At 72.4% G+C, this 20,752-nt stretch carries 26 protein-coding genes; 17 read left to right on the top strand and 9 right to left on the bottom strand.

Translation table 11 applies throughout. The features are described from left to right. The first annotated feature begins 88 nt into the window (after nucleotides 1-88). Nucleotides 89-616 (top strand): ESX secretion-associated protein EspG, encoded by a 528-nt coding sequence (locus AB0I91_RS04385; protein ID WP_499635167.1) that lies wholly within the window; start codon nucleotides 89-91, stop codon nucleotides 614-616. Nucleotides 617-686: 70 nt separating this feature from the next. Here AB0I91_RS04385 and AB0I91_RS04380 read toward each other — a convergent pair whose 3' ends face one another. Next, the gene (locus tag AB0I91_RS04380; protein ID WP_498771798.1) at nucleotides 687-1,067 is read right to left on the bottom strand and encodes a VOC family protein; all 381 of its coding nucleotides are present in this window, start codon (nucleotides 1,065-1,067) and stop codon (nucleotides 687-689) included. Nucleotides 1,068-1,126: 59 nt separating this feature from the next. Between AB0I91_RS04380 and AB0I91_RS04375 the strand changes: the two genes are divergently transcribed. From AB0I91_RS04375 to AB0I91_RS04365, 3 genes are all read left to right on the top strand, one after another. Next, nucleotides 1,127-2,281, top strand: a complete 1,155-nt coding sequence (locus tag AB0I91_RS04375) for a pyridoxal phosphate-dependent aminotransferase (RefSeq protein ID WP_499607928.1) — start codon at nucleotides 1,127-1,129, stop codon at nucleotides 2,279-2,281. A 67-nt stretch (nucleotides 2,282-2,348) separates the two neighbouring features. Beyond that, nucleotides 2,349-2,522, top strand: coding sequence for a hypothetical protein (locus tag AB0I91_RS04370; protein WP_181320179.1), 174 nt, complete (start codon nucleotides 2,349-2,351; stop codon nucleotides 2,520-2,522). Nucleotides 2,523-2,581: 59 nt separating this feature from the next. Further along, entirely contained in the window at nucleotides 2,582-3,334 is a 753-nt protein-coding gene (locus tag AB0I91_RS04365) for a potassium channel family protein (protein ID WP_499635164.1), read from the top strand. Nucleotides 3,335-3,351: 17 nt separating this feature from the next. Here AB0I91_RS04365 and AB0I91_RS04360 read toward each other — a convergent pair whose 3' ends face one another. Both AB0I91_RS04360 and AB0I91_RS04355 read right to left on the bottom strand, forming a co-directional pair. Next, complete coding sequence (locus AB0I91_RS04360; protein WP_499635161.1) at nucleotides 3,352-3,933, bottom strand: HAD family hydrolase; 582 nt, start codon at nucleotides 3,931-3,933, stop codon at nucleotides 3,352-3,354. A gap of 1 nt (nucleotide 3,934) precedes the next feature. Then, nucleotides 3,935-4,954 carry a threonine aldolase family protein gene (locus tag AB0I91_RS04355; RefSeq protein WP_499607935.1) on the bottom strand — a complete coding sequence of 340 codons (1,020 nt, stop codon included), beginning with the start codon at nucleotides 4,952-4,954 and terminating at the stop codon, nucleotides 3,935-3,937. 152 nt (nucleotides 4,955-5,106) lie between these two features. On the opposite strand from AB0I91_RS04355, the gene AB0I91_RS04350 reads away from it, so the two are divergent. The 7 genes from AB0I91_RS04350 to purB all read left to right on the top strand — a co-directional run bounded on the left by AB0I91_RS04350 (nucleotide 5,107) and on the right by purB (nucleotide 10,274). Next, the gene (locus tag AB0I91_RS04350) at nucleotides 5,107-5,625 is read left to right on the top strand and encodes a SigE family RNA polymerase sigma factor (protein WP_498771808.1); all 519 of its coding nucleotides are present in this window, start codon (nucleotides 5,107-5,109) and stop codon (nucleotides 5,623-5,625) included. Between the two features lie 17 nt (nucleotides 5,626-5,642). After that, nucleotides 5,643-6,398, top strand: a complete 756-nt coding sequence (locus AB0I91_RS04345) for a hypothetical protein (protein WP_498771810.1) — start codon at nucleotides 5,643-5,645, stop codon at nucleotides 6,396-6,398. Between the two features lie 87 nt (nucleotides 6,399-6,485). Further along, nucleotides 6,486-6,809: a DMT family transporter gene (locus AB0I91_RS04340; RefSeq protein ID WP_498771812.1), complete on the top strand. Its 324-nt coding sequence runs from the start codon at nucleotides 6,486-6,488 to the stop codon at nucleotides 6,807-6,809. Between the two features lie 13 nt (nucleotides 6,810-6,822). Continuing rightward, nucleotides 6,823-7,407, top strand: coding sequence for a TetR/AcrR family transcriptional regulator (locus AB0I91_RS04335; protein ID WP_498771814.1), 585 nt, complete (start codon nucleotides 6,823-6,825; stop codon nucleotides 7,405-7,407). A 46-nt stretch (nucleotides 7,408-7,453) separates the two neighbouring features. Continuing rightward, nucleotides 7,454-7,984: an RNA polymerase sigma factor gene (locus AB0I91_RS04330; protein ID WP_498771817.1), complete on the top strand. Its 531-nt coding sequence runs from the start codon at nucleotides 7,454-7,456 to the stop codon at nucleotides 7,982-7,984. After that, on the top strand, nucleotides 7,981-8,793 hold the full coding sequence (locus tag AB0I91_RS04325) for a hypothetical protein (RefSeq protein ID WP_498771819.1): 813 nt from the start codon (nucleotides 7,981-7,983) through the stop codon (nucleotides 8,791-8,793). Before AB0I91_RS04330 ends, AB0I91_RS04325 begins: the two co-directional genes overlap by 4 nt. A 47-nt stretch (nucleotides 8,794-8,840) precedes the next feature. Continuing rightward, nucleotides 8,841-10,274, top strand: coding sequence for an adenylosuccinate lyase (gene purB / locus AB0I91_RS04320; RefSeq protein WP_499607943.1), 1,434 nt, complete (start codon nucleotides 8,841-8,843; stop codon nucleotides 10,272-10,274). A 105-nt stretch (nucleotides 10,275-10,379) separates the two neighbouring features. Here purB and AB0I91_RS04315 read toward each other — a convergent pair whose 3' ends face one another. From AB0I91_RS04315 to AB0I91_RS04300, 4 genes are read right to left on the bottom strand one after another with little or no spacing between them, the layout of a single operon-like run. Next, on the bottom strand, nucleotides 10,380-10,817 hold the full coding sequence (locus AB0I91_RS04315; RefSeq protein WP_498771823.1) for a hypothetical protein: 438 nt from the start codon (nucleotides 10,815-10,817) through the stop codon (nucleotides 10,380-10,382). Nucleotides 10,818-10,873: 56 nt separating this feature from the next. Continuing rightward, nucleotides 10,874-11,623 (bottom strand): amino acid ABC transporter ATP-binding protein, encoded by a 750-nt coding sequence (locus AB0I91_RS04310; RefSeq protein ID WP_498771825.1) that lies wholly within the window; start codon nucleotides 11,621-11,623, stop codon nucleotides 10,874-10,876. Further along, nucleotides 11,620-12,450 (bottom strand): amino acid ABC transporter permease, encoded by an 831-nt coding sequence (locus tag AB0I91_RS04305; protein WP_499635157.1) that lies wholly within the window; start codon nucleotides 12,448-12,450, stop codon nucleotides 11,620-11,622. Before AB0I91_RS04305 ends, AB0I91_RS04310 begins: the two co-directional genes overlap by 4 nt. Then, the gene (locus AB0I91_RS04300) at nucleotides 12,447-13,298 is read right to left on the bottom strand and encodes an ABC transporter substrate-binding protein (RefSeq protein ID WP_498771830.1); all 852 of its coding nucleotides are present in this window, start codon (nucleotides 13,296-13,298) and stop codon (nucleotides 12,447-12,449) included. Before AB0I91_RS04300 ends, AB0I91_RS04305 begins: the two co-directional genes overlap by 4 nt. 62 nt (nucleotides 13,299-13,360) lie before the next feature. On the opposite strand from AB0I91_RS04300, the gene AB0I91_RS04295 reads away from it, so the two are divergent. After that, entirely contained in the window at nucleotides 13,361-14,266 is a 906-nt protein-coding gene (locus AB0I91_RS04295; protein WP_499607948.1) for a phosphoribosylaminoimidazolesuccinocarboxamide synthase, read from the top strand. Nucleotides 14,267-14,338: 72 nt separating this feature from the next. Beyond that, entirely contained in the window at nucleotides 14,339-15,058 is a 720-nt protein-coding gene (locus AB0I91_RS04290) for a DUF2334 domain-containing protein (protein ID WP_498771834.1), read from the top strand. On the opposite strand, the gene AB0I91_RS04285 is transcribed toward AB0I91_RS04290, so the two are convergent. Together AB0I91_RS04285 and AB0I91_RS04280 are read right to left on the bottom strand one after the other, a co-directional pair. Continuing rightward, the gene (locus AB0I91_RS04285; RefSeq protein ID WP_499607954.1) at nucleotides 14,980-15,591 is read right to left on the bottom strand and encodes an MBL fold metallo-hydrolase; all 612 of its coding nucleotides are present in this window, start codon (nucleotides 15,589-15,591) and stop codon (nucleotides 14,980-14,982) included. The two genes, AB0I91_RS04290 and AB0I91_RS04285, sit on opposite strands and share 79 nt — an antisense overlap. A 61-nt stretch (nucleotides 15,592-15,652) precedes the next feature. Beyond that, nucleotides 15,653-16,624: an NAD-dependent epimerase/dehydratase family protein gene (locus AB0I91_RS04280; protein WP_499635153.1), complete on the bottom strand. Its 972-nt coding sequence runs from the start codon at nucleotides 16,622-16,624 to the stop codon at nucleotides 15,653-15,655. Nucleotides 16,625-16,779: 155 nt separating this feature from the next. Here AB0I91_RS04280 and AB0I91_RS04275 point away from each other — a divergent pair, with 155 nt between their 5' ends. From AB0I91_RS04275 to purL, 4 genes are all read left to right on the top strand, one after another. After that, nucleotides 16,780-17,313 carry a DUF3800 domain-containing protein gene (locus AB0I91_RS04275; RefSeq protein ID WP_498771840.1) on the top strand — a complete coding sequence of 178 codons (534 nt, stop codon included), beginning with the start codon at nucleotides 16,780-16,782 and terminating at the stop codon, nucleotides 17,311-17,313. A gap of 228 nt (nucleotides 17,314-17,541) precedes the next feature. Beyond that, nucleotides 17,542-17,781, top strand: coding sequence for a phosphoribosylformylglycinamidine synthase subunit PurS (purS, locus tag AB0I91_RS04270; protein WP_033428368.1), 240 nt, complete (start codon nucleotides 17,542-17,544; stop codon nucleotides 17,779-17,781). Next, entirely contained in the window at nucleotides 17,778-18,449 is a 672-nt protein-coding gene (gene purQ, locus AB0I91_RS04265; protein WP_499607960.1) for a phosphoribosylformylglycinamidine synthase subunit PurQ, read from the top strand. The genes purS and purQ overlap by 4 nt, the downstream gene beginning before the upstream one ends. Next, complete coding sequence (gene purL / locus AB0I91_RS04260) at nucleotides 18,449-20,710, top strand: phosphoribosylformylglycinamidine synthase subunit PurL (protein WP_498771844.1); 2,262 nt, start codon at nucleotides 18,449-18,451, stop codon at nucleotides 20,708-20,710. The genes purQ and purL overlap by 1 nt, the downstream gene beginning before the upstream one ends. Nucleotides 20,711-20,752: the final 42 nt, after the last annotated feature.

The following is a 20,752-nucleotide window of genomic DNA, read 5'->3' as shown; positions in this document are numbered from 1 at the left end:
CGGAACCCGCGCGTCCTCCAGGACGTCAGTTCCGGAGCGGGCCTGGGGGGCCGGAGCAATGCCCGCCGTCATTCGGGAGTGACGTCTGGTGACCAATGCGACCCTCAGCGCCACCGCGTTCCGCACTGCCTGGGAACACCTCGACCTCGGCGCCATGCCGATCGTCCTGCACGTGCAGGACGATCCCGCGCCGTGGAGCCACCTGACCGCCCAAGGACTGGCACGCGGCGGCGAGCTCGACCCGTGGCTCGGCGCGGCGTTCAAGCTCATCGCCAACCCGCCGCGGTCGGCGGACCTGCGGCTGGGCATGGGCAGAGCGGCGGTGCGCGCGCTGGCCGCGTCCACCGGCTCGGGCTCGGTGCTGGCCGTGCTGACCCGGGACCTGCTCACCGTGCGGGAGGTCGACGACGACCTCGCCACCGCGCTGGTCGGGCTGCTGCCGGAGCTGCCCGACGGCCTGGTCGGCGGACCGGAGCTGCGCGGCCAGTTCGGCGCCGCGGCGATCGACCGGAGCGGGCGGCGCAGGCGAGCGGCGGACGTGGTCGACTTCCACGGCCCGGTCGACCCCGACGTGCTGCGGAAGAGGATCACCGGTCTGGTGGAGGAATTCCTCTGACCGTGGCCGGGTGGCCGGGTGGCGGGTGGCCGGGCGGTTGGGCGGTTGGCGGGTGCTGATGGGCCTTGGGCTACGGCCAGGTGTTGGACTCGGAGTCGAACAGGGCGGTCGGGCTGTGCACGGGCAGGACGCACAGCAGGTGGCCGCCGGGTGCGCGCAGCACTCGGCACTCCAGCCAGCGGGACACCTCGGTCGCGCCGAGCGCCAGCAGCCTCGCCGTCTCGGCCTCGACGTCGTCGGTCTCGATGTCGAGGTGGAAGCGGGGCTCGTCGTCCACCGCCTGCACGGCCGTGACGAGGTGCGGCAGGGCCTGGTGCAGTGAGGTGAACTGCTCCTCGCCCGGCACCGGGCGGGCTGGTGCGCCGAGGGCGGCCGACCAGAAGGCGGCGGCCTCGGTGGCCTCGGCACGCGGTGTGTCGATCAGCAGGGCGTAGACGCGACTGCGGTGCATGGCCACGACAGTAGTGGTGACCTGCGGATCTTCCCGGGGGTTCGATTAGCCTGGCCGCCATGGTTGGTGTTGCCGGACGTGCCGATGTGCCTCCCTTCCACGTCATGGAGGTGCTGTCCGCCGCGGCGCGGCGGCAGCGGGTCGTGGGGGACGTCGTGTCGTTGGCGGCGGGGCAGCCGTCCAGTCCGGCGCCGACACCGGTGCTGGAAGCCGCTCACCGCGCCCTGCGCGAGCAGACGTTGGGCTACACCGAGCAGTTGGGGATCGTCGAGCTGCGGGAAGCCCTGGCCGGTCACTACTACCGCCAGTACGGGCTGGAGATCTCGGCGGACGACGTCGTGGTGACCACCGGCTCGTCCGGCGGGTTCCTGCTGACGTTCCTCGCCGCCTTCGAGGCGGGCGACCGGGTCGCGTTGGCCCGGCCCGGCTACCCCGCCTACCGCAACATCCTCACGGCGCTCGGGTGCGAGGTGGTCGAACTGCCCTGCGGCCCGCGCACGCGGTTCCAGCCGACGGTGGCGATGCTGGACGACGCCGGCCCGCTCGACGGGCTCGTGGTGGCCAGCCCGGCGAACCCCACCGGCACCGTGCTGTCCCCGGACGAGCTGGCCGGCCTGTCGGCCTGGTGCGCCGAGCACGACGTGCGGCTCGTCAGCGACGAGATCTACCACGGCATCAGCTACGGCACGCCCCTGGCCTGCGCGTGGCAGACCTCCCGCGAGTCCATCGTGGTCAACTCCTTCTCCAAGGCCTTCGCCATGACCGGCTGGCGGTTGGGGTGGATGCTGCTGCCGCCCGACCTGCGCCGGGCGGTGGACCGGTTGACGGGCAACTTCACGCTCTGCCCGCCCGCGCTGGCCCAGCACGCGGCCGTCGCCGCGTTCGAGCCCGAGTCGTACGCGCAGACCGAGCGCCTGGTCGAGGGGTACCGCCTCAACCGCGACGTGCTGCTCAAGGGCCTGGCCGACCTCGGCATCGACAAGGTGGCCCCGGCCGACGGCGCCTTCTACGCCTACGCCGACGTCTCGCACCTCACCGACGACTCGATGGACTTCTGCCGCCGCCTCCTGGACGACACGGGGGTCGCGATCGTGCCGGGCGTCGACTTCGACCCCGTCCACGGGCACGAGTTCATCCGGATGTCCTTCGCCGGGGCTGCCCCCGACATCGAGGAGGCGTTGCGGCGGATGGGTGCTTGGTTGTCGTCATCATGACGACAGTTGTACTCCGGATCGGGTCCGGGGTGGGGAACTGATCCAGTGGTTCAGTCGTTCGGATGACATGGTCCGGATAATCCTGTGGCTGCTCGCGGCCTGGCTCGTGATCACCGTGCTCGGCGCCGTGATCGAGGGCGTCTTCTGGCTCGCGGTGATCGGTGGCGTGCTCTTCCTGGGCACCGCCGCGTACGGCGCCATCAAGAGCAACAAGCGCCCGAAGGGCATCAAGGGGCCCTGACCCTGCCCGTTCGACCCCCCGAGCTGGAAATACGCGGAGCCGACCCGCACCATGGGTCGGTGTTCGAGACCGATGAACGACGCCTCGCCCGCTGGGAGCGCGGCGCCGAATGGCCGCTGACGGGCCTGGCGCTCCTCTTCGTGGTGGTCTACGCCTGGCAGGTCCTCGACGGCCGCTCGACCCCCGGCCTGCACCCGGTGCTCGAGGTCGCCCTCTGGCTGATCTGGCTGGTCTTCGCGGTGGACTACGCCGTGCGCCTCACGCTCGCCGTCGACAAGCGCAGGTTCTTCGTCACCCACCTGTTCGACCTGCTCGCGGTCCTGCTGCCGATGGTCCGCCAGCTGCGGGTGCTTCGGCTGATCAGCGTCCTCAAGGTGCTCAACAAGCGGTTCGCGGGCAGGTTCCGACAACGCGTCGGCGTCTACGCCGCGGGCGTCACCTTCCTGGTCGGCCTGTGCGCCTCGCTGGCCGTGCTGGACGCGGAACGCGACCACCCGGACGCCTCCATCACCACGTTCGGCGACGCCGCGTGGTGGACGCTCACCACGATCTCCACCGTCGGTTACGGCGACCGCTACCCCGTCACCTGGGAGGGTCGCCTGGTCGCGGCACTGCTGATGATCGGCGGCATCGCCCTGCTGGGTGTCATCACCGGCACGATCGCGTCCTGGCTGGTCGAACGGCTCAGCGGGGTCGAGGACTCGGTGACCGAGGCCGAGCAGGCGACCGCGGCCGAACTCCGCCTGGTCCGGGCAGAGCTGGCCGAACTGCGCGAGGAGCTGCGCGCGGCGAGGGCCGACAGCGGCCGTTGAGCCGATCGGGCGCCGGGCTAGGACCCGAGCACCTGCCGCGCGTGCGCCGGTCCCCGCCACAGCACGCCCTGGAGCCCGGCCGCGACCGCGCCGTCCACGTTCACCTGCCGGTCGTCGAAGAACACGCAGTCCGCCGGCCGCGCCCCGATCCGCTCCGCCAACGCGGCGAAGATCCGCGGGTCCGGCTTGGCCACGCCGAGGTCGCCGGAGAACACCAGGTGCCGGAAGTGCGTGGTCCACGGCTCCCGCTCGGCGGTCCGCGCGAACGACACGGGCGCGTTCGACAGCAGTGCCAGCGGCACGCCCGCCGACGCCAGCTCGGCCACCAGCTCCACCGCGCCGGGCGCGGGCCGCAACCACCCGCGCACGTCCACCTCGGTGAGCCGCCCGGCCAGCTCCTCGTCCACCGGCACGTCCACCGCGGCCCCGACCGCGCGCCAGTACTCCAGGTCTGGCTGACCGGCGTCGTAGGCGTCCCGCGCGGTCCAGTACCCGCGCGAGAAGTCCGCGACCGGCACCCCGAGCAGCGCGGCCAGCGCGGGCAGCTCCCGGGTCGGCTCGCTGATCACCTCGCCGTAGTCGAACACCACCCAGCGCACGTCAGCTCGCCGACCCGATCCGGCGCAACGCCTCGGCCACGTCGTCCGCGTTCACGTCGCGGTGCAGCACGAACCGCACCTTGCCCGCCATCGGCCCGGCGAACACGCCCAGGTGCCGCAACCCGGTCAACGTCACCTCCAGGTCCGGCACGCCCGCCAGGACGATGTTGGTCTCCGGCTCGTCCACCTGCCACCCGAGCTCGGTCAGGCCCCGGGCCAACGCGCGGGCGTTCGCGTGGTCGTGCGCGAGGTCGTCGATGCGCCCCAGCCCCACCAGCCCCGCGGCGGCCAGCACGCCACCCTGCCGCACGCCGCCGCCGAGCATCTTGCGCACCCGCCGCGCCTCCACGACGAACGACGACGACCCGGCCACGACCGACCCGACCGGCGCGCCGAGCCCCTTCGACAGGCACACCTGCACCGTGTCCACCCCGACCGTCAACGCGGCGGGCGGCAGCCCCAGCGCCACGGCCGCGTTCCACAGCCGCGCGCCGTCGAGGTGCACGCGCAGCCCGGTCTCCCGCGCCGCGGACACCAGCAACGCGTGCTCGTCGGGCTGCGTCACGGCCCCGCCGGCGGCGTTGTGCGTGTTCTCCAGGCACAACAGCGTCGTGCGCAGCGTGTAGTACGGCCCGGACGTCCCCGCCGCCGCACGCACCGCCTCGGGTGACGCCTGACCGGGTCCCGCGTCGCACTCCAACGGGTGCGGCATCCCGCCCGCGATCCACGCGGCCGTGCCGAGCTCGCTGTCGAGCACGTGCGCGCCGCGCGGCGCGAGGAACCGGTCGCCGGGCCGCAGGTGGATGGTCAGCGCGATCAGGTTGCCCATCGACCCCGACGGCACCCACAGCGCCGCCTCGACGCCCAGCAGCTCCGCGACCCGTTCCTCGAGCTGGCGCATGGTCGGGTCGTGGTCGAGCACGTCGTCGGCCACGTCGGCGGCGGACATCGCCAGTCTCATGGCCTCGTCCGGCTGGGTCACGGTGTCGGAGCGGAAGTCGAGCGGCGAGAGCTGGGTCACGAATGGATCACATCACACCGGGCAAGCCCTGACCCGATCGTGTCGGCCATACCACGATGGGGGTGACGCAAGTCTCGGTGAACCGGCGTGCAACCGTTGGCGCCGTCGGTTCCGTCCGGTAAGTGCAAGCACGACGAGCGGAGAGAGTCCGCGTGGATCAGCGCGACGAGCAGGAGTTCGCGGAGTACTTCGTGGCTCGCCGGGAGGCCGTGCGCCGAACGGCGTTCCTGCTCTGTGGTGACTGGCACCGGGCGGACGACTTCGCGCAGACCGCGTTCGTCGCGTTGCACCGCAGGTGGCGCAAGGTCCGGGACAAGCAGGCCCTGGACGCCTACGTCCGCCGGAGCCTGGTGCGCGCGGTGATCGACGAGTCGCGCCGGCCGTGGCGGCGGGAGCGCTTCGTGGACGAGGTCCCGGAGCGGCCCTCGGGCGACGGCGAGGTGGCCGACTCGGTGGCGACGCGCGAGGCGCTGGTCGCGGGCTTGCGGCGGGTGCCGCCGAGGCAGCGGGCGGTGCTCGTGCTGAGGTTCCTGGAGGGCCTGGACGTCGCGGCGACGGCCGAGGCGCTCGGGTGTTCCGAAGGCACGGTGAAGAGCCAGACCTCGAGGGGACTGGAAGCCCTCCGCGACGCGTTGGGCGACACGATCGACGACTTGCGGCCGGCGTCGTGAGCGGGAGGAGGAGGTAGGTGGACGAGCAGAAGCTCGGCGAGCTGTTCCGCGACGCGGCCCGGGACGTGCCGCCCGCGTCCTTCGACGTGGGTGCCGTCCGGTCCGCCTCGGCGCGGGCGACGGCGCGGCGCAGGTCGGCCCTCGCGGTCGGTTCCGCCATGGCGCTGGTGCTCGTGCTCGGCGGACTGGCCGTCTCCGCGAACCTTCTGGGCACCACGAGCGGCGATACGTCCGCCGCGGGTTCCGCTGACCGGGCTTCGTCCCCTAACGTCACTCCTTTCAGCGCGGGCGAGCCGGAGGTGCTGTCGAAGGACACGCCACCGGGGCGCAGCGGTGGAAACCCGCCCGAGAGCATCCCCGATGACCCGTCTACGCAGGGGGACGAGCCATGGGGGAGCGCCGGTCGCACCGCGACCGGCAGCGCCCAACGCGGGTGCGTTGAGGTGGACCGGGAGCTCGCCGTCGCCCTCGCCGACGAGCTCTCGGTCGCCAACGCCGACCAGGCCGCGCCCGCCGTGGCGGACTGCCCGACCGACGCCCGGGGCGCGAGCTTCCTCGTGCGCGACGGCGACGTCCACGGCACGGTGTCCGTGGTGCTCGCGCCGTCGGGCACTTACGAACAGGTGGCGGCCGACTCGCGGGCGTACGCGAGCGCCGAGACGTCCGACGGCCGGCGGCTGTTCGTGCTGAGCCGGCCGGAGCAGGGTTCGTCGGAAGGTCCGCTGACGGACGACCTGGCGAAGCTCGCCGAACGGCTCGCCGCCCGGTTCTGAGGTCGCGGAGATCAGGATCACCGACCATTGTAGTACTGGCGTACCACAAATCTGGTACGTTAGTGCCAGATTTGGGAGGTGGTCGTCATGGCGTGGGCCGTGCTCATCGTGTCCGGCTTCTTCGAGGCCGGCTGGGCGGTCGCGCTGAAGCTGTCCGACGGCTTCAGCAGGCTGTGGTGGACGGTGGTGTTCGCGGTGTTCGCGCTGGTCAGCTTCGCCGGCCTGGCGTGGGCCATGAAGCAGCTGCCCGCCGGACCGGCGTACGCGGTGTGGACCGGGATCGGCGCGGCGCTCACCGCCGTGATCGGCATGATCTGGCTCGGCGACGGCGTCAGCACGGTCAAGCTCGTCTCCATCGGCCTCATCGTCAGCGGCGTCATCGGTCTCAACCTGGCCGGCGGCGGGCACTAGTACCTTTCCTGCAATGACAGCCGCAACGCCGAAGGGCGAACGCCGGCGCCAGGCGCTGGTCGAAGCCGCCGCCGGCCTCCTGGTCGACGGCGGCTTCGACGCGATCCGGCACCGCGCCGTCGCCGAGCGCGCGGGCCTGCCGCTGGCGTCCACCACGTACTACTTCGACTCGCTCGACGACCTGGTGACCGCGGCCCTGGAGTTCCAGGGCAACGCCGAGCTGGCCTACGGCAAGGCCAGGCTGGACGAGCTGGACCCGCGCGAGTGCGGCGGCGACGCGTTCGTCGAGCTCGTGCTCGACCTGCTGCTCGGGCCGTCCGGCGACCGCGACGCCGAAGCCGTCCTGCTGCGCTACGAACGCCTCGTCGCCACGGGCAGGCGGCCCTACCTGCGGCCGTTGATGCGCAGGATGTCCGGCGAGCTGCACTCCCTGCTGTTCGACATCTTCGCCCGCGCCGGTCAGCCGGTCAGCCGGGAACGCGTCGAAGAGCTGATCGCGCTGGTCGACGGCGCCGTGGTGAACGCGCTCATCGAGATCAGCCCGGACCCCAGGGCGGCCGCCCGGCGGATGCTCGGCAAGGCGATGCAACCCCGCTGACGCCCCACGCGTGCAAGGGGGCGGGGGCGGAAGGGGACCGGATCGCATGCGCAAGGCCGAAGAGCAGGGCTTCCGTGAGTTCGCGGTGAGCCACGCCGCTTCGTTGCGGCGCACGGCGTACCTGTTCTGCGGCGACTGGCACACGGCCGAGGACCTGATGCAGGCCAGCCTGCTCAAGCTGTACCAGGCGTGGCACCGGATCGAGTGGCGCGACAACGCGTCGGGGTACGCCCGCAAGGTGCTGCTGCGCACCTGGCTGGACGAGAAGCGCAGACCGTGGCGGCGGGCCGAGCAGCGCGACGGCGAGGTGCCCGAGGTCGCCGACGCGGCGGCGGACCCGGACCGGACGGGCGAGCGGCTGTGGGCGCGCGACCTGGTGCACGCGGCGTTGCTGCGGGTGCCGCCGCGCCAGCGGGCCGTGCTGGTGCTGCGGTACTTCGAGGACCTGTCGGTGAACGAGGTCGCGGTGGCCATGGGGTGCACCGAGGGCACGGTCAAGAGCCAGACGGCACGCGGGCTCGTGGCGCTGCGCGTGGCGGTGGAGGAACTGGAGCGAGGGGCGGTGGTGGCGTCATGAGCGAGGCAGACCTGCGGGAGGGGTTGCGGGCCGCGGTCGGTGACGAGCCGCCGCTGGAGTTCGACGCCGACGAGCTGATCCGACGCGCCCAGCACGTGCGCAGGCGGCGTCGCGCGCTGGTGGCCGTGGCGGTGGCCACGCTCGCCCTCACCGGCACCGTGCTGGCCCTGCCCGGCGTCCTCGACCAGCGGCGGGGCGTCGACGCGGCGAGCGGTGCGGTGCTGACCACCACCGCGTCCGGGTCGGCGAGCGAGGTCCCGGCCACCACACCACCGCCGGTCACGACCGTGGAGCCGACCGGGGTCGAGCCGCCGACCACGGCCGCGACCAAGCCCCTCACGGGCGGCGACAGCGAGCTCTTCGAGTACCTGCGCAAGAGGTTCACCGAGGTCGCGCCGGAGGTCAAGGTGGTGGCCGCCGACGCCGCCGCGACCACCGACTCCCCGTCGAGGCACGTCTACGCGTGGTTGACCTTCGTCGACAATGTGGGGACCAGCAGGGTGGTGGTGAGGGTCGCCCCGCCCGGGTCGGGGATGACCCAGGACGAGTTCTGCGCCGAGGCCGGGTGCGAGGGGCCGATCCGCCAGCGCGACGGCAGCTCCGTGATGTCGTCCTGGCGCACGACCGCCCTGCCGGACCCGGAGGGCGTCATGCACGCCGTGGCGCACTTCCGCCTCGACGGCTCGGTGGTGGAGGTCAGGGGTTTCGGCTACCAGCCGCCGGTGGACGTCGCCGGGCGGGAGAAGGTCTTGCTGACCTACGACCAGCTGGCGTCGCTGGCCACCGACCCGAAGCTGGGCGTGTCCTGACGCTCCCCGGCGTCCGGTCGCCCGTCCGGGCGAAATAAGCTGGTCACGTGACGGTCAAGCCCCGCATCGCCAATGTCCTCGCCGGTCGCTACGCCTCCACCGAGCTGGCCACGCTGTGGTCCGCCGAGCACAAGGTCGTGCTGGAGCGGCGGCTGTGGCTCGCCGTGCTGAAGGCGCAGGCAGAGCTCGGCATCGAGGTGCCGGCCGAGGCCGTCGCCGACTACGAGCGGGTGGTCGAGCAGGTCGACCTGGCGTCCATCGCCGAGCGCGAGCGCGTCACCCGGCACGACGTGAAGGCGCGCATCGAGGAGTTCAACGCGCTGGCCGGGCACGAGCACGTGCACAAGGGCATGACCTCGCGCGACCTCACCGAGAACGTCGAGCAGCTGCAGGTGCTGCGGTCGCTGGAGCACGTGCGCGGCAAGACGGCGGCCGTCCTGGCGCGCCTCGCCCGCCGTGCCGCCGAGCACACCGACCTGGTGATGGCCGGCCGCTCGCACAACGTCGCCGCGCAGGCCACCACGCTCGGCAAGCGCTTCGCCACCGCGGCGGACGAGCTGCTGGCCGCGTTCCGCCGGCTGGACGAGCTGATCGCCCGCTACCCGCTGCGCGGCGTCAAGGGCCCGGTCGGCACCGCCCAGGACATGCTCGACCTGCTCGACGGCGACCGGGACAAGCTGGTCGAGCTGGAGCGGGGCGTCGCGGGCCACCTCGGCTTCACCACCGTGCTGACCAGCGTCGGCCAGGTCTACCCGCGGTCGCTGGACTTCGACGTCGTCTCGACCCTCGTGCAGCTGGCCGCGGGACCGTCGTCGCTGGCCAAGACGATCCGGCTGATGGCGGGCCACGAGCTGGTCACCGAGGGCTTCAAGGCCGGCCAGGTCGGCTCCAGCGCGATGCCGCACAAGATGAACACCCGGTCGTGCGAGCGGGTCAACGGCTTCGCGGTCATCCTGCGCGGCTACCTGTCGATGGTCGGCGAGCTGTCGGGCGACCAGTGGAACGAGGGCGACGTGTCGTGCTCGGTGGTGCGCCGGGTCGCGCTGCCGGACGCGTTCTTCGCCTTCGACGGGCTGCTGGAGACGTTCATCACGGTGCTGGACGAGTTCGGCGCGTACCCGGCGGTCGTGGCGCGCGAACTGGACCGCTACCTGCCGTTCCTGGCGACCACCAAGGTGCTGATGGCGGCGGTGCGGGCGGGCGTGGGCCGGGAGACGGCGCACGAGGCCATCAAGGAGCACGCCGTCGCGGTGGCGCTGGCCATGCGCGAGCAGGGCCTGGCCGAGAACGACCTGCTGGACCGGCTCGCCGCCGACGAGCGCCTGCCGCTGGACCGCGCCGCCCTGGACGGCCTGCTGGCCGACCGCCTGTCGTTCACCGGCGTGGCGGAGCACCAGGTCGCGGACGTGGTCCGGCAGGTCGAGGACGTGCTGGCGGAGTACCCGGCCGCAGCCGGCTACGTCCCCGAGCCCATCCTCTAGCCCTAACCACCCCCACCGGCCCTCACCGGCCCTGACCCAACCCGACCCGCTCCCGCGAGGTCGACTTCCCGGCGACCTCGCCCGCCGTCTGCGGAGCAGCGGCAATCAGACCCTGTCCCAGACGAGGCGCCCCCGGCGGTTCGGTTCGCAGACCAGCGCACGGCCCGCCGGGTCGACCGCCGTCGCGCCCTCCTCGTCGCACGGGAAGCCCTCCAGGGCCACCTGGTCGAACCGGGGCGGGGTCGTCGTCGGCTCGGCCGTCGGCCTGGCCGGCGGCTGGACCTGCACCGGTGGCGGCGGTGCGGTCGTCGCGGCGACCGTCGGAGGTGGTGGCGGTGGCGGCGGCGTTGTGGTGGTGGCCGCCGGGCGCACGGAGATGTTCGCGACCGCCGGGATCGAGGTCACCGGAGCCGAGCTGGACGCCGTCGGGAGCAGCACCGGCTCCGGGCTCGCCGACGGCTTCGCGCAGGCGCCCGTGAGAAGCAGCAGGAGCAGACCGCCGCTCGCCGCGACGGGCGCCACAAATGCCTTCGGATGGACCACGCCAAGCAGAGTAGGGGTCACTCGTCCGATACCCCAAGTGGAGTCTCCCGAGCGGCCTAGAGCCGGCCCGCCTCGATGATCCGCCGGAGGAACTGCCGGGTGCGCGGGTGCACCGGCTCGCCGAGCACCTGGCCGGGCGGTCCGGACTCGACCAGCCTGCCGCCGTCGAGGAACACCACGCGGTCGGCGACCTGCCGGGCGAAACCCATCTCGTGGGTGGCCATCAGGATCGTCCGCCCACCCGCCGCCAGTTCTCTGACCAGCGACAACACCTCGCCGACGAGTTCGGGGTCCAACGCGCTGGTGATCTCGTCCAGCAGCAGCAACCGCGGCGAGTAGGCCAACGAACGCGCGATCGCCACCCGCTGCTGCTGCCCGCCGGACAGCCGCTCCGGGTAGCTGCGCGCGCGGTCCGCGAGGCCGACCCGGTCGAGCAGGTCGAGGGCGTTGCGCTCCGCCTCCTCGCGCGGCACGCCGTGCACCACGCGCGGCGCGAGCGTGACGTTGTCCAGCACGCTCATGTGCGGGAACAGGTTGAACGCCTGGAACACGATGCCCATGCCCCGCCGGGCCACGTCGGCGTCCACCCTGGGGTCGGACACGTCCACGCCGTCGAGCAGCACCTGGCCGTCGTCCAGCTCCTCCAGCAGGTTCACGCACCGCAGCAGGGTCGACTTGCCCGACCCCGACGACCCGATCACGGTCACGACCTCGTGCTCGTGCACGTCGAGGCTGATCCCGTCCAGCACGGTGCGGTCGCCGTAGCGCTTGACGACACCGCGCACGCTGAGCACCGGATCGGTCATCGTCCCCCCTGACGGCGTTCCAGCCGGCGGCCCATGGCGTCGGCGAACCGCGCCGTAGGCGCCGCGAGCAGCACGAACAGCAACCCCGCCACCACGTACGGGGTGAAGTTGAACGCCCGGGCGTGCTCGATCTGCGCCGCGCGCACCGCGTCCACCGCGCCGAGCACGGAGATCAGCCCGCAGTCCTTCTGCAGCGCCACGAAGTCGTTGAGCAGCGCGGGCATGACCCGCCGCACGGCCTGCGGCAGCACGACCAGCCGCAACGTCTGGCGCGGACCGAGGCCGAGCGACCGGGCCGCCGCGACCTGCGACGGGTGCACCGACTCGATGCCGGCGCGGAACACCTCGGCCACGTACGCGGTGTACGCGAGCACGAGCGCCGCGCCGCCGAGCACGACGAAGTCGTTCGGCACGCCGGTCAGCCGCAACGCGGGCAGGCCGAACCCGACCAGGTACAGCAGGATGATCAGCGGCAGCCCGCGGAACAGGTCCACGTACACCGTGGCCAGCGCGCGCAGCGGGAACCACACCGGGCCGGGCAGCGTGCGCAGCGTCGCCACGACCAGCGCCAGCACCAGGATCAGCACGCCGCAGACCGCCAGCACGCGCAGGTTCAGCCAGAGCCCTTCGAGGATCGCGGGCAGCGACCGCCACGCGATCTCGACGTTGAAGAACGACTGCCGCACGCGCGGCCAACCCGGCGCGCCCGCGACGGTGACCCCGACCGCGACGGCGAACACGGTGGTCGACAGCAGGGCGACCAGGGTCGACCGCCGCGCACGGGAGCGCTTGTAGGCCAAGCGCTCCCGTTGCCGCTCGCTCGTCACTTCAGCTCGGGTGCCGTGCCCGCGGACGACAGCCACTCCTGCTCGATCCTGGTCAGCGTGCCGTCGGCGCGCAGGTTCTGCACCGCGGTCGAGACGCACGCGGTGAGCGGGCTGCCCTTGTCCAGCACGATGCCGAACTGCTCGGGCTTGCCGTCGCCGGCCGGGATCTGACCGACGATCAGGCCGTCGTCCAGCTCGGCCGAGGTGATGTAGAACGCGGTCGGCAGGTCCACCACCAGCGCGTCGATCTGCCCGGCCCGCAACGCGGCCTTCGCGTCGTCGTTGGTGTTGTAGACCGCGACGTCCTCCTCGGGCTGCAGCCGCTGGGCGGCGTCGAAGCTGGTCGTGCCGACCTGCGCGCCGATCTTGACCCGCTTGAGCTCCGCCAGCGTCTTCACCGACGCGGCCTTGGAGGAGTTCAGCGTGATCACGGCCTGGTCCACGTCGTAGTACGGCGCGGAGAAGTCGACGGCCTGCTTGCGCTCCTCGGTGATGGAGAACTCGTTCAGGTCCATGTCGTAGGTCTTGCGGCCCGGCTGGATGGCCGCGTTGAACGGCACCCGCGTCCACACCACGTCGGTCTTCGCGTAACCCAGCTCCTCGGCCAGCGCGTAGGCGATCGCGGACTCGAAGCCCTTGCCGTTGGTCGGGTCGTCGTCCACGAACCACGGCTCGTACGCGGGCTGGTCCGTGCCGAAGGTGATCTTGCCCGGGGTGAGGGTCGGCAGCTTGTCCTTCGTGCAGGCCACGCCGTCCACCTGGTTGGTCGGCGTCGTGGTCTCGTCCGCGGGGGCGCAGGCGACCGCGAGGGCGGCGGTCACGGCGAGTATCAGTCCGGGTGCACGCATGGGATGAATCTTGCCGCAGGTGGGAAGGGCGTCCCAGGAGCCGGCACAAGTACGCTTCGGCGGTGCCCAAGCTCGCTGACTACCGGCAGGTCGCCGCAGGCAAGGTCCGCCAGGTCCACGAGGTGGACGAGGACCTGCTGCTGTTCGTGGCCTCCGACCGGATCTCCGCCTACGACCACGTGCTGACCACTCCGATCCCGGACAAGGGACGGGTGCTCACCGCGATGAGCGTGTTCTGGTTCGAGAAGTTCGCGGACTTGGCGCCCAACCACCTGGTGGCGTGGGACGACCCGCGCATCCCCGCCGAGGTGCGCGGCCGGGCGCTGCTGGTGCGGCGGCTGGAGATGGTGCAGGTGGAGTGCGTGGCGCGCGGCTACCTGACCGGGTCGGGCATGGCCGAGTACCGGCAGACCGGGTCGGTGTGCGGCGTCGAGCTGCCGTCCGGGCTGGTGGAGGCCTCGGAGCTGACGCCGCCGATCTTCACGCCGGCGACCAAGGCCGAGCTGGGCGCGCACGACGAGAACGTGTCGTTCGAGCACGTCGAGGCGGAGGTGGGCGCCTCGACGGCGGCCCGGCTGCGTGACGTGACGCTGGAGGTCTACGGCGCGGCCCGCGAGTACGCCCGGTCGCGCGGCGTGATCCTGGCGGACACCAAGTTCGAGTTCGGGCTGGACCGGTCCGGCGCGCTGGTGCTCGGCGACGAGGTGCTGACGCCGGACTCGTCGCGGTACTGGCCGCTGGAGGGGTACGAGCCGGGGCGCGTGCAGCCGTCGTTCGACAAGCAGTACGTGCGCGACTGGCTGACCTCGCCCGCCTCCGGCTGGGACCGGGCGTCCGACACCCCGCCGCCACCGCTGCCCGACGACGTCGTGGCCGCCACCCGCTCGCGGTACGTGGAGGCGTACGAGCGGATCACCGGCCGTTCGTTCGCGGACTGGCCCAGCCCCGAGGAGACCGGCGCGCAATAGTTCGCCGGCTCCGCACCCGGCCGTCACCTGGTCTTAGAGCGGGCGACACGCAGGTGCGGCGCACTGGGTGGCATGGTCGCCGAACTCGTGGTCTCGCTGTCCGGCATCGGGCCGAGCACGCTCGCCCGGTGCGCCGACCTCGCCGCCGAGCTCGACCGGCGTCGGGTGCCGTTGTCGCTGCTCTTCGCGCCGCGCAAGGCCGTGCCCGGCGCGGCGTTGGACTGGGTGCTGGGCCGGGTCGCCGCCGGTGACGCCCTGGTGCTGCACGGTTTCGACCACCAGCCGGACCCGGCGCGCCGGGCCGTGTCGCTGCGCCGCCGTGCCGAGTTCTCCGCGCTGCCCGCGCACGAAGCGGGCCTCCGGCTGGTCGCCGCGCGTGCCGCGGTGGCCCGGTTGGGGCTGGCCACGGACCTGTTCGCGCCGCCGGGATGGCTGGCGTCACCGGGCACGGTGGTCGCGCTGCGCCGGCACCGGTTCGCGGTGTGCGCCGACATGGCGGGCGTGCGCGACCTGCGCACCGGCGACGTGCGGCCGGGCCGGGTGCGGATGGTCGGCGAGCACTGGAGCTACCTGCTCGGCGTCGGCCGGGCGGCTCGGCGCGGCGGGCTCGTGCGGATCGGCGTGGACGCGGCGGACCTGGACCGGCTCGGGCCGCGCGAGGTGCTGCTGGAGGCCGTCGACCTGGCGCTGCACCACGGCGCGTCGCCCACGACCTACAGCTCGACCGCCTCGCCCCGGGGCAGCACGACGACCTCGACGCCCTCGGGCGCGGTGCCGACCAGGACGCGGTAGAAGATCTCGGTCTGCGACAGGATCGCCTCGTGGATCGGCACCGCCTTGCGCGGGCCGACCTCGGCCAGGAAGTGCGCCGCGTCGGAGACCTTCATCCAGGGCGCGGCGGTGGGCAGGCCGAGGACGTCGACGCGCTGCTCCGGCACGGTCAGCGAGTCGCCGGGGTGGTAGAACGCGCCGTGGTCGACCAGGTAGCCGACGTTCACCGGCAGTTCGATCCGGTCGTGGATGACCTCGTGCGGCGCGTCGAGGACGTCGACGACGGTGCCGTTGAACTCCAGGGCGGCACCCGGCTCGACGATCTCGGCGCCGTCGAGGTCGAACGGTGCGATCAGGCGCGCGCCGGGGTTGGCCGCGCGGACGGCCGCCAGCTTGCCGGGGTCGACGTGGTCGCGGTGCTCGTGCGTGATCAGGATCGCGTCGAGGCCGTCGACCTCCTCGAAGCCCGACGAGAACGCGCCGGGGTCGAACAGCAGCCGGGCGGCGCCGGTGTCGACCAGCAGGCACGAGTGCCCGAAGTGGGCGATCAGCATGAGCGCTCCTTCTCCGTTCCCCGAGGGGAGTCCTACTCCGGTCACCCGGCCCGCGTCTCGCTCAGCCGACGTCGTGCAGCAGCGCGTCCTCCACCTCCGGCGGCAGGCCGGCGCGTCGGGCGCGGTCGGGGCCGAGGGCCCGTTCGTACGCCAACGCGTCCACCGCCGTCTCGGCCGTGGGTCGGACGCGCAGCCCGGCGGCCAGCGCGGGGCCCGCGTCGCGGAACATCATCGCCCGGTGCGTCGGCGGCAACCACAGCGGCAGGGACCGCGGCCCCACCCACGGCTCGACCTCGTGCCGCTGGAGGACGGGCTGGGGTATGCGGACCAGCACGGTGCCCGGCGGCGCCACGGCGCCCGCGATCTCGCCCAGGACCAGCGACAACGGGTTGGCCGGCCCGATCGCGTCGTAGGTGCCGGTGGTGCGCTGCTCGGCGGCGTCCACGATCCAGGCGGCGAGGTCGCGCACGTCGACGTGCTGCGCCGGCTGGTCGGGCGCGTCGGGAACGGCGACCCGGCCGCCCCGGGACAGCCGGCGCGGCCAGTACCCGAACCGGTCGCTCGGGTCGCCGGGGCCGGTGATGAGGCCGGCGCGGACGATGAAGGCGCGGTCGCCGACGGCGTCGCGGACGGCGTGCTCACCGGCCACCTTGATCGCGCCGTAGCGGTCGGACGACATCGGCGCGTCGGGGTCGTCCTCCAGCGGGTCCAGGGTGGCCGTGGTGCCGGGGACGGAGTGGTCGGCGTAGACGGAGCAGCTGGAGACGAACGTCCAGTGCTCGGCGGTCACCGATCTCAACGCCCGGCGGACCCAGGTGACCGACATCTTGGCCACGTCCACCACGGCGTCGAAGTGCGCGCCCTCCAGCGGCCCCAGGTCGACGTCCCGGTCCACCGGCACGAGCACCGCGCCGTCGGGCACCCGGCCGGACTCCCCGCGTGCCGCGCAGACCACCTCGTGCCCCCGCCGCACCGCTTCGGCGGCCGTCGCCTTGCTGAGGAACACCGTCCCACCGAGCACCAGGATGCGCATGATCCCCACCCTGCGGTGCCACCCGCCCGCCCGCCACCACGTCCGCCCACAGCGAACGCCCGACTTGGCCGGTGGTACCAGGGCTCCCGCCGAACGCACGTTCGGGCGGACTCGCTCCAGCCGTGTCGATCCGGTGTCGATCCACCACCGTGAGTGTGCACGCATTCGTGGACGAGTCCCGGCGAAACGACACGTACTACCTGGCAGCGGCCATAGTGCGGCCCGGAGATCTCAGGCGCTTGAGGTCAGGGCTTCGCAGCCTGCTGTTCCCGGGCCAGAGGGAACTGCACTTCTGCAAGGAGAAACAGGCGCGGCGCAAACTGCTGCTGTCGAGGATCGCCGAGTCGGGCGTCCGGGTCGACATCTACCGGGCAAGCTGCCGCCGAGGCGAGGAACGCGCTCGGCAAGAGTGCCTGGCGAGACTGACGAACGACCTGCTCGACCTCGAGGGCAGGCGATTGGTGTTGGACAGTCGTGAAGAGCGGAATGCCCACGACGAGCTGACCATCCGCATCGCGCTGGGCAAGCGGGCTCGCGAAACGGGACTCGTGTACGAGCACCTCACCAGCGTGGAGGAACCGCTGCTCTGGCTGGCGGACATCGCCGCTTGGTGCCAGGGTGCCGGTGGTGATTGGGCTCGGCGTGTCGCACCGGTGATCGGTTCGGTGATCCGGCTCGACTGGCCCTAGATAGCGCGAAGCGCGGCCGCCCACCGTCCGGAGGGGGACCGCGCTCACTTCCTCGGCTTACGGGCCGAAGCTGCGATCAGGTTAGCAGGAACCGGCCCTGAAACGCCGCATCACGATCGGGTGATTCGAGGTGAACGTGTGCTGCCCACCACGTGCGAAGTTGATGAACACACAGGTCAGGTAGGCTCCGCGAGTACCGCCAGCCCTCCTAGCTTGGAGCAGCCTGTCGTGGCCCGAGTCGTCGTCGACGTCATGCCGAAGCCCGAAATCCTCGACCCGCAAGGACAGGCGGTGGCCAACGCGCTGCCCCGCCTCGGGTTCGACGGAATCACCAGTGTCCGCCAGGGCAAGCACTTCGAGCTGGAGGTCGCCGACGACGTCGACGACGCCACGCTCGCCAAGATCGCCGAGACCTTCCTCGCCAACCCCGTGATCGAGGACTGGGTCGTGAGGCGGGTCGAGGCATGAGGGTCGGGGTCATCACGTTCCCCGGCACGCTGGACGACGTCGACGCCGAGCGCGCGGTCCGGTACGCGGGCGGGGAGGCGGTCAAGCTCTGGCACGCCGACCACGACCTGAAGGACGTGGACGCGGTCATCGTGCCCGGTGGGTTCTCCTACGGCGACTACCTGCGCTGCGGCGCGATCGCCCGGTTCGCCCCGGTCATGCAGGAAGTCGTGGACGCGGCGAAGAAGGGCATGCCGGTCCTGGGCATCTGCAACGGCTTCCAGATCCTCTGCGAGGCGCACCTGCTGCCCGGCGCGCTCATCCGCAACCACAAGCTGCACTTCGTGTGCCGCGACCAGTGGCTGAAGGTGGAGAACAACTCCACCGCCTGGACGGGCCGGTACGACCAGGGCGCGGAGATCCTCGTCCCGCTCAAGTCCGGCGAGGGCGGCTACCAGGCCGACCGGTCCACGCTGGACGAGCTGGAGGGCGAGGGCCGGGTGGTGTTCCGCTACGTCGGCGAGAACCCGAACGGCTCGCGCAACGACATCGCGGGCATCACCAGCGCCAACGGCCGGGTCGTCGGCCTGATGCCGCACCCGGAGCACGCGATCGACGCGCTCACCGGGCCGACCGACGACGGCCTCGGCATGTTCCTGTCCCTCGTCGACTCGGTGGTGAAGGCCTGATGACCGTCGACACCGTCAAGCACGCGGAGAGCACGCCCGACCAGGAGCAGCCCTACAAGGAGCTGGGCCTGAAGGACGACGAGTACGCCCGCATCAAGGACATCCTGGGCCGCCGCCCCACGGACGCCGAGCTGGCCATGTACTCGGTGATGTGGAGCGAGCACTGCTCCTACAAGTCGTCCAAGGTGCACCTGAAGTACTTCTCCGAGACGACCACCGACGAGATGCGCTCGAAGATGCTCGCGGGCATCGGCGAGAACGCGGGCGTGGTCGACATCGGCGACGGCTGGGCGATCACGTTCAAGGCCGAGAGCCACAACCACCCGTCCTACGTCGAGCCGTACCAGGGCGCGGCGACGGGCGTGGGCGGCATCGTGCGCGACATCCTCGCGATGGGCGCGCGTCCGCTGGCCGTGATGGACCCGCTGCGGTTCGGCCCGGCCGACGCGCCGGACACCCGCCGCGTGCTGCCGGGCATCGTGGCCGGCGTAGGCGGCTACGGCAACTGCCTCGGCCTGCCCAACATCGGCGGCGAGGTCGTGTTCGACGCGACCTACGCGGGCAACCCGCTGGTCAACGCCCTGTGCGTGGGCGCGATGCGGGTCGAGGACCTGCACCTGGCGCACGCCTCGGGCACCGGGAACAAGGTCATCCTGTTCGGCGCCCGCACGGGCCTGGACGGCATCGGCGGCGTGTCCGTGCTGGCGAGCGAGACGTTCGACGACACGGCGGGCAAGCGCAAGAAGCTGCCCAGCGTGCAGGTCGGCGACCCGTTCACCGAGAAGGTGCTGATCGAGTGCTGCCTGGAGCTGTTCGCCGAGCGCATCGTCGTCGGCATCCAGGACCTCGGCGGCGCGGGCCTGGCGTGCGCGACGTCGGAGCTGGCCAGCGCCGGTGACGGCGGCATGCGCGTGCACCTGGACCGGGTGCCGCTGCGCGCCGCGGGCATGACGCCGGCGGAGATCCTGTCCAGCGAGTCGCAGGAGCGCATGTGCGCGGTCGTGCGGCCCGAGGACCTGGACGCGTTCATGGCGGTCTGCGCGAAGTGGGACGTCATCGCGACCGAGATCGGCGAGGTCACCGAGGGCGACCGGCTGGTGATCACCTGGCACGACGAGGTCGTGCTGGACGTGCCGCCGCGCACGGTAGCGCACGAGGGCCCGGTGTACGACCGGCCGATCGAGCGCCCGGCCGACCAGGACGCGCTGCAGGCCGACGTGCCGGACCGGCTGGCCCGTCCCACCGAGGACGAGCTGCTGCCGCTGATCAAGTCCATGGCCGCGTCGCCGAACCTGGCGTCGAAGCGGTGGGTGACCCAGCAGTACGACCGGTACGTGCGCGGCGGCACGGTGCTCGCCCAGCCCGCCGACTCGGGCATGATCCGGATCGACGAGTCGACCAACCGGGGCGTGGCGCTGTCCACGGACTGCAACGGCCGCTACACCAAGCTGGACCCGTACGCGGGCGCGCAGCTGGCGCTGGCCGAGGCGTACCGGAACGTGGCCACCACGGGCGCCACGCCGGTCGCGGTCACGAACTGCCTGAACTTCGGCTCGCCGGAGGACCCGGCGGTGATGTGGCAGTTCGAGCAGGCCGTGAAGGGCCTCGCGGACGGGTGCGTCGAGCTGGGCATCCCGGTGACCGGCGGCAACGTCAGCTTCTACAACCAGACCGGTTCGACGGCGATCCTGCCGACGCCGGTGGTGGGCGTGCTCGGCGTGATCGACGACGTCCGCCGCCGCATCCCGACGGGGATCGGCGCGGAGGCGGGCGAGACGCTGCTGCTGCTCGGCGAGACGCGCGCGGAGTTCGGCGGCTCGGAGTGGGCGCACGTCGTGCACGGGCACCTGGGCGGCCTGCCGCCGAAGGTGGACCTGGCGCGGGAGAAGCTGCTCGGCGAGGTGCTGGTGGCCGGCTCGCGCGACGGCATGCTGTCCGCCGCGCACGACCTGTCCGACGGCGGCCTGGCGCAGGCGCTGGTGGAGACCTGCCTGATCGGCGAGGTCGGCGCGCGGGTGTTCCTCGAGGGCGACAAGTTCACCGCGCTGTTCAGCGAGTCGACGGCCCGCGTGCTGGTGGCCGTGCCGCGCACGGAGGAGCTGCGGTTCACCGACATGTGCACCGCGCGCGGCCTGCCGTGGCGCAAGGTCGGTGTGGTGGACCCGGAGTCCGACGCGCTGGAGATCCAGGAGCTGGGCTCGCTGCCGCTGGCCGAGCTGCGCGAGGCCTGGGAGGGCACCCTCCCGGCGCTGTTCGACTGAGCGGGGAGTGGCCGGCCGGGGCGTACCCGGCCGGCCACCTCG

Origin of the sequence: Actinosynnema sp. NPDC049800 (genome assembly GCF_040656635.1) — a bacterium.
GTDB lineage: Bacteria > Actinomycetota > Actinomycetes > Mycobacteriales > Pseudonocardiaceae > Actinosynnema.
Note: the sequence above shows the minus strand (reverse complement) of the source record. Positions and strands in the feature narration are given on the sequence as shown.

Excerpts from the sequence above, each read along its gene's own strand:
- AB0I91_RS04380 (WP_498771798.1), bottom strand. The coding sequence starts at position 1,067 with ATGCACCGCAGTCGCGTCTACGCCCTGCTGATCGACACACCGCGTGCC.
- AB0I91_RS04375 (WP_499607928.1), top strand. The coding sequence starts at position 1,127 with ATGGTTGGTGTTGCCGGACGTGCCGATGTGCCTCCCTTCCACGTCATG.
- AB0I91_RS04370 (WP_181320179.1), top strand. The coding sequence starts at position 2,349 with ATGGTCCGGATAATCCTGTGGCTGCTCGCGGCCTGGCTCGTGATCACC.
- AB0I91_RS04340 (WP_498771812.1), top strand. The coding sequence starts at position 6,486 with ATGGCGTGGGCCGTGCTCATCGTGTCCGGCTTCTTCGAGGCCGGCTGG.
- AB0I91_RS04335 (WP_498771814.1), top strand. The coding sequence starts at position 6,823 with ATGACAGCCGCAACGCCGAAGGGCGAACGCCGGCGCCAGGCGCTGGTC.
- AB0I91_RS04330 (WP_498771817.1), top strand. The coding sequence starts at position 7,454 with ATGCGCAAGGCCGAAGAGCAGGGCTTCCGTGAGTTCGCGGTGAGCCAC.
- AB0I91_RS04325 (WP_498771819.1), top strand. The coding sequence starts at position 7,981 with ATGAGCGAGGCAGACCTGCGGGAGGGGTTGCGGGCCGCGGTCGGTGAC.
- AB0I91_RS04310 (WP_498771825.1), bottom strand. The coding sequence starts at position 11,623 with ATGACCGATCCGGTGCTCAGCGTGCGCGGTGTCGTCAAGCGCTACGGC.
- AB0I91_RS04300 (WP_498771830.1), bottom strand. The coding sequence starts at position 13,298 with ATGCGTGCACCCGGACTGATACTCGCCGTGACCGCCGCCCTCGCGGTC.
- AB0I91_RS04290 (WP_498771834.1), top strand. The coding sequence starts at position 14,339 with ATGGTCGCCGAACTCGTGGTCTCGCTGTCCGGCATCGGGCCGAGCACG.
- AB0I91_RS04285 (WP_499607954.1), bottom strand. The coding sequence starts at position 15,591 with ATGCTGATCGCCCACTTCGGGCACTCGTGCCTGCTGGTCGACACCGGC.
- AB0I91_RS04280 (WP_499635153.1), bottom strand. The coding sequence starts at position 16,624 with ATGCGCATCCTGGTGCTCGGTGGGACGGTGTTCCTCAGCAAGGCGACG.
- purQ (WP_499607960.1), top strand. The coding sequence starts at position 17,778 with ATGAGGGTCGGGGTCATCACGTTCCCCGGCACGCTGGACGACGTCGAC.
- purL (WP_498771844.1), top strand. The coding sequence starts at position 18,449 with ATGACCGTCGACACCGTCAAGCACGCGGAGAGCACGCCCGACCAGGAG.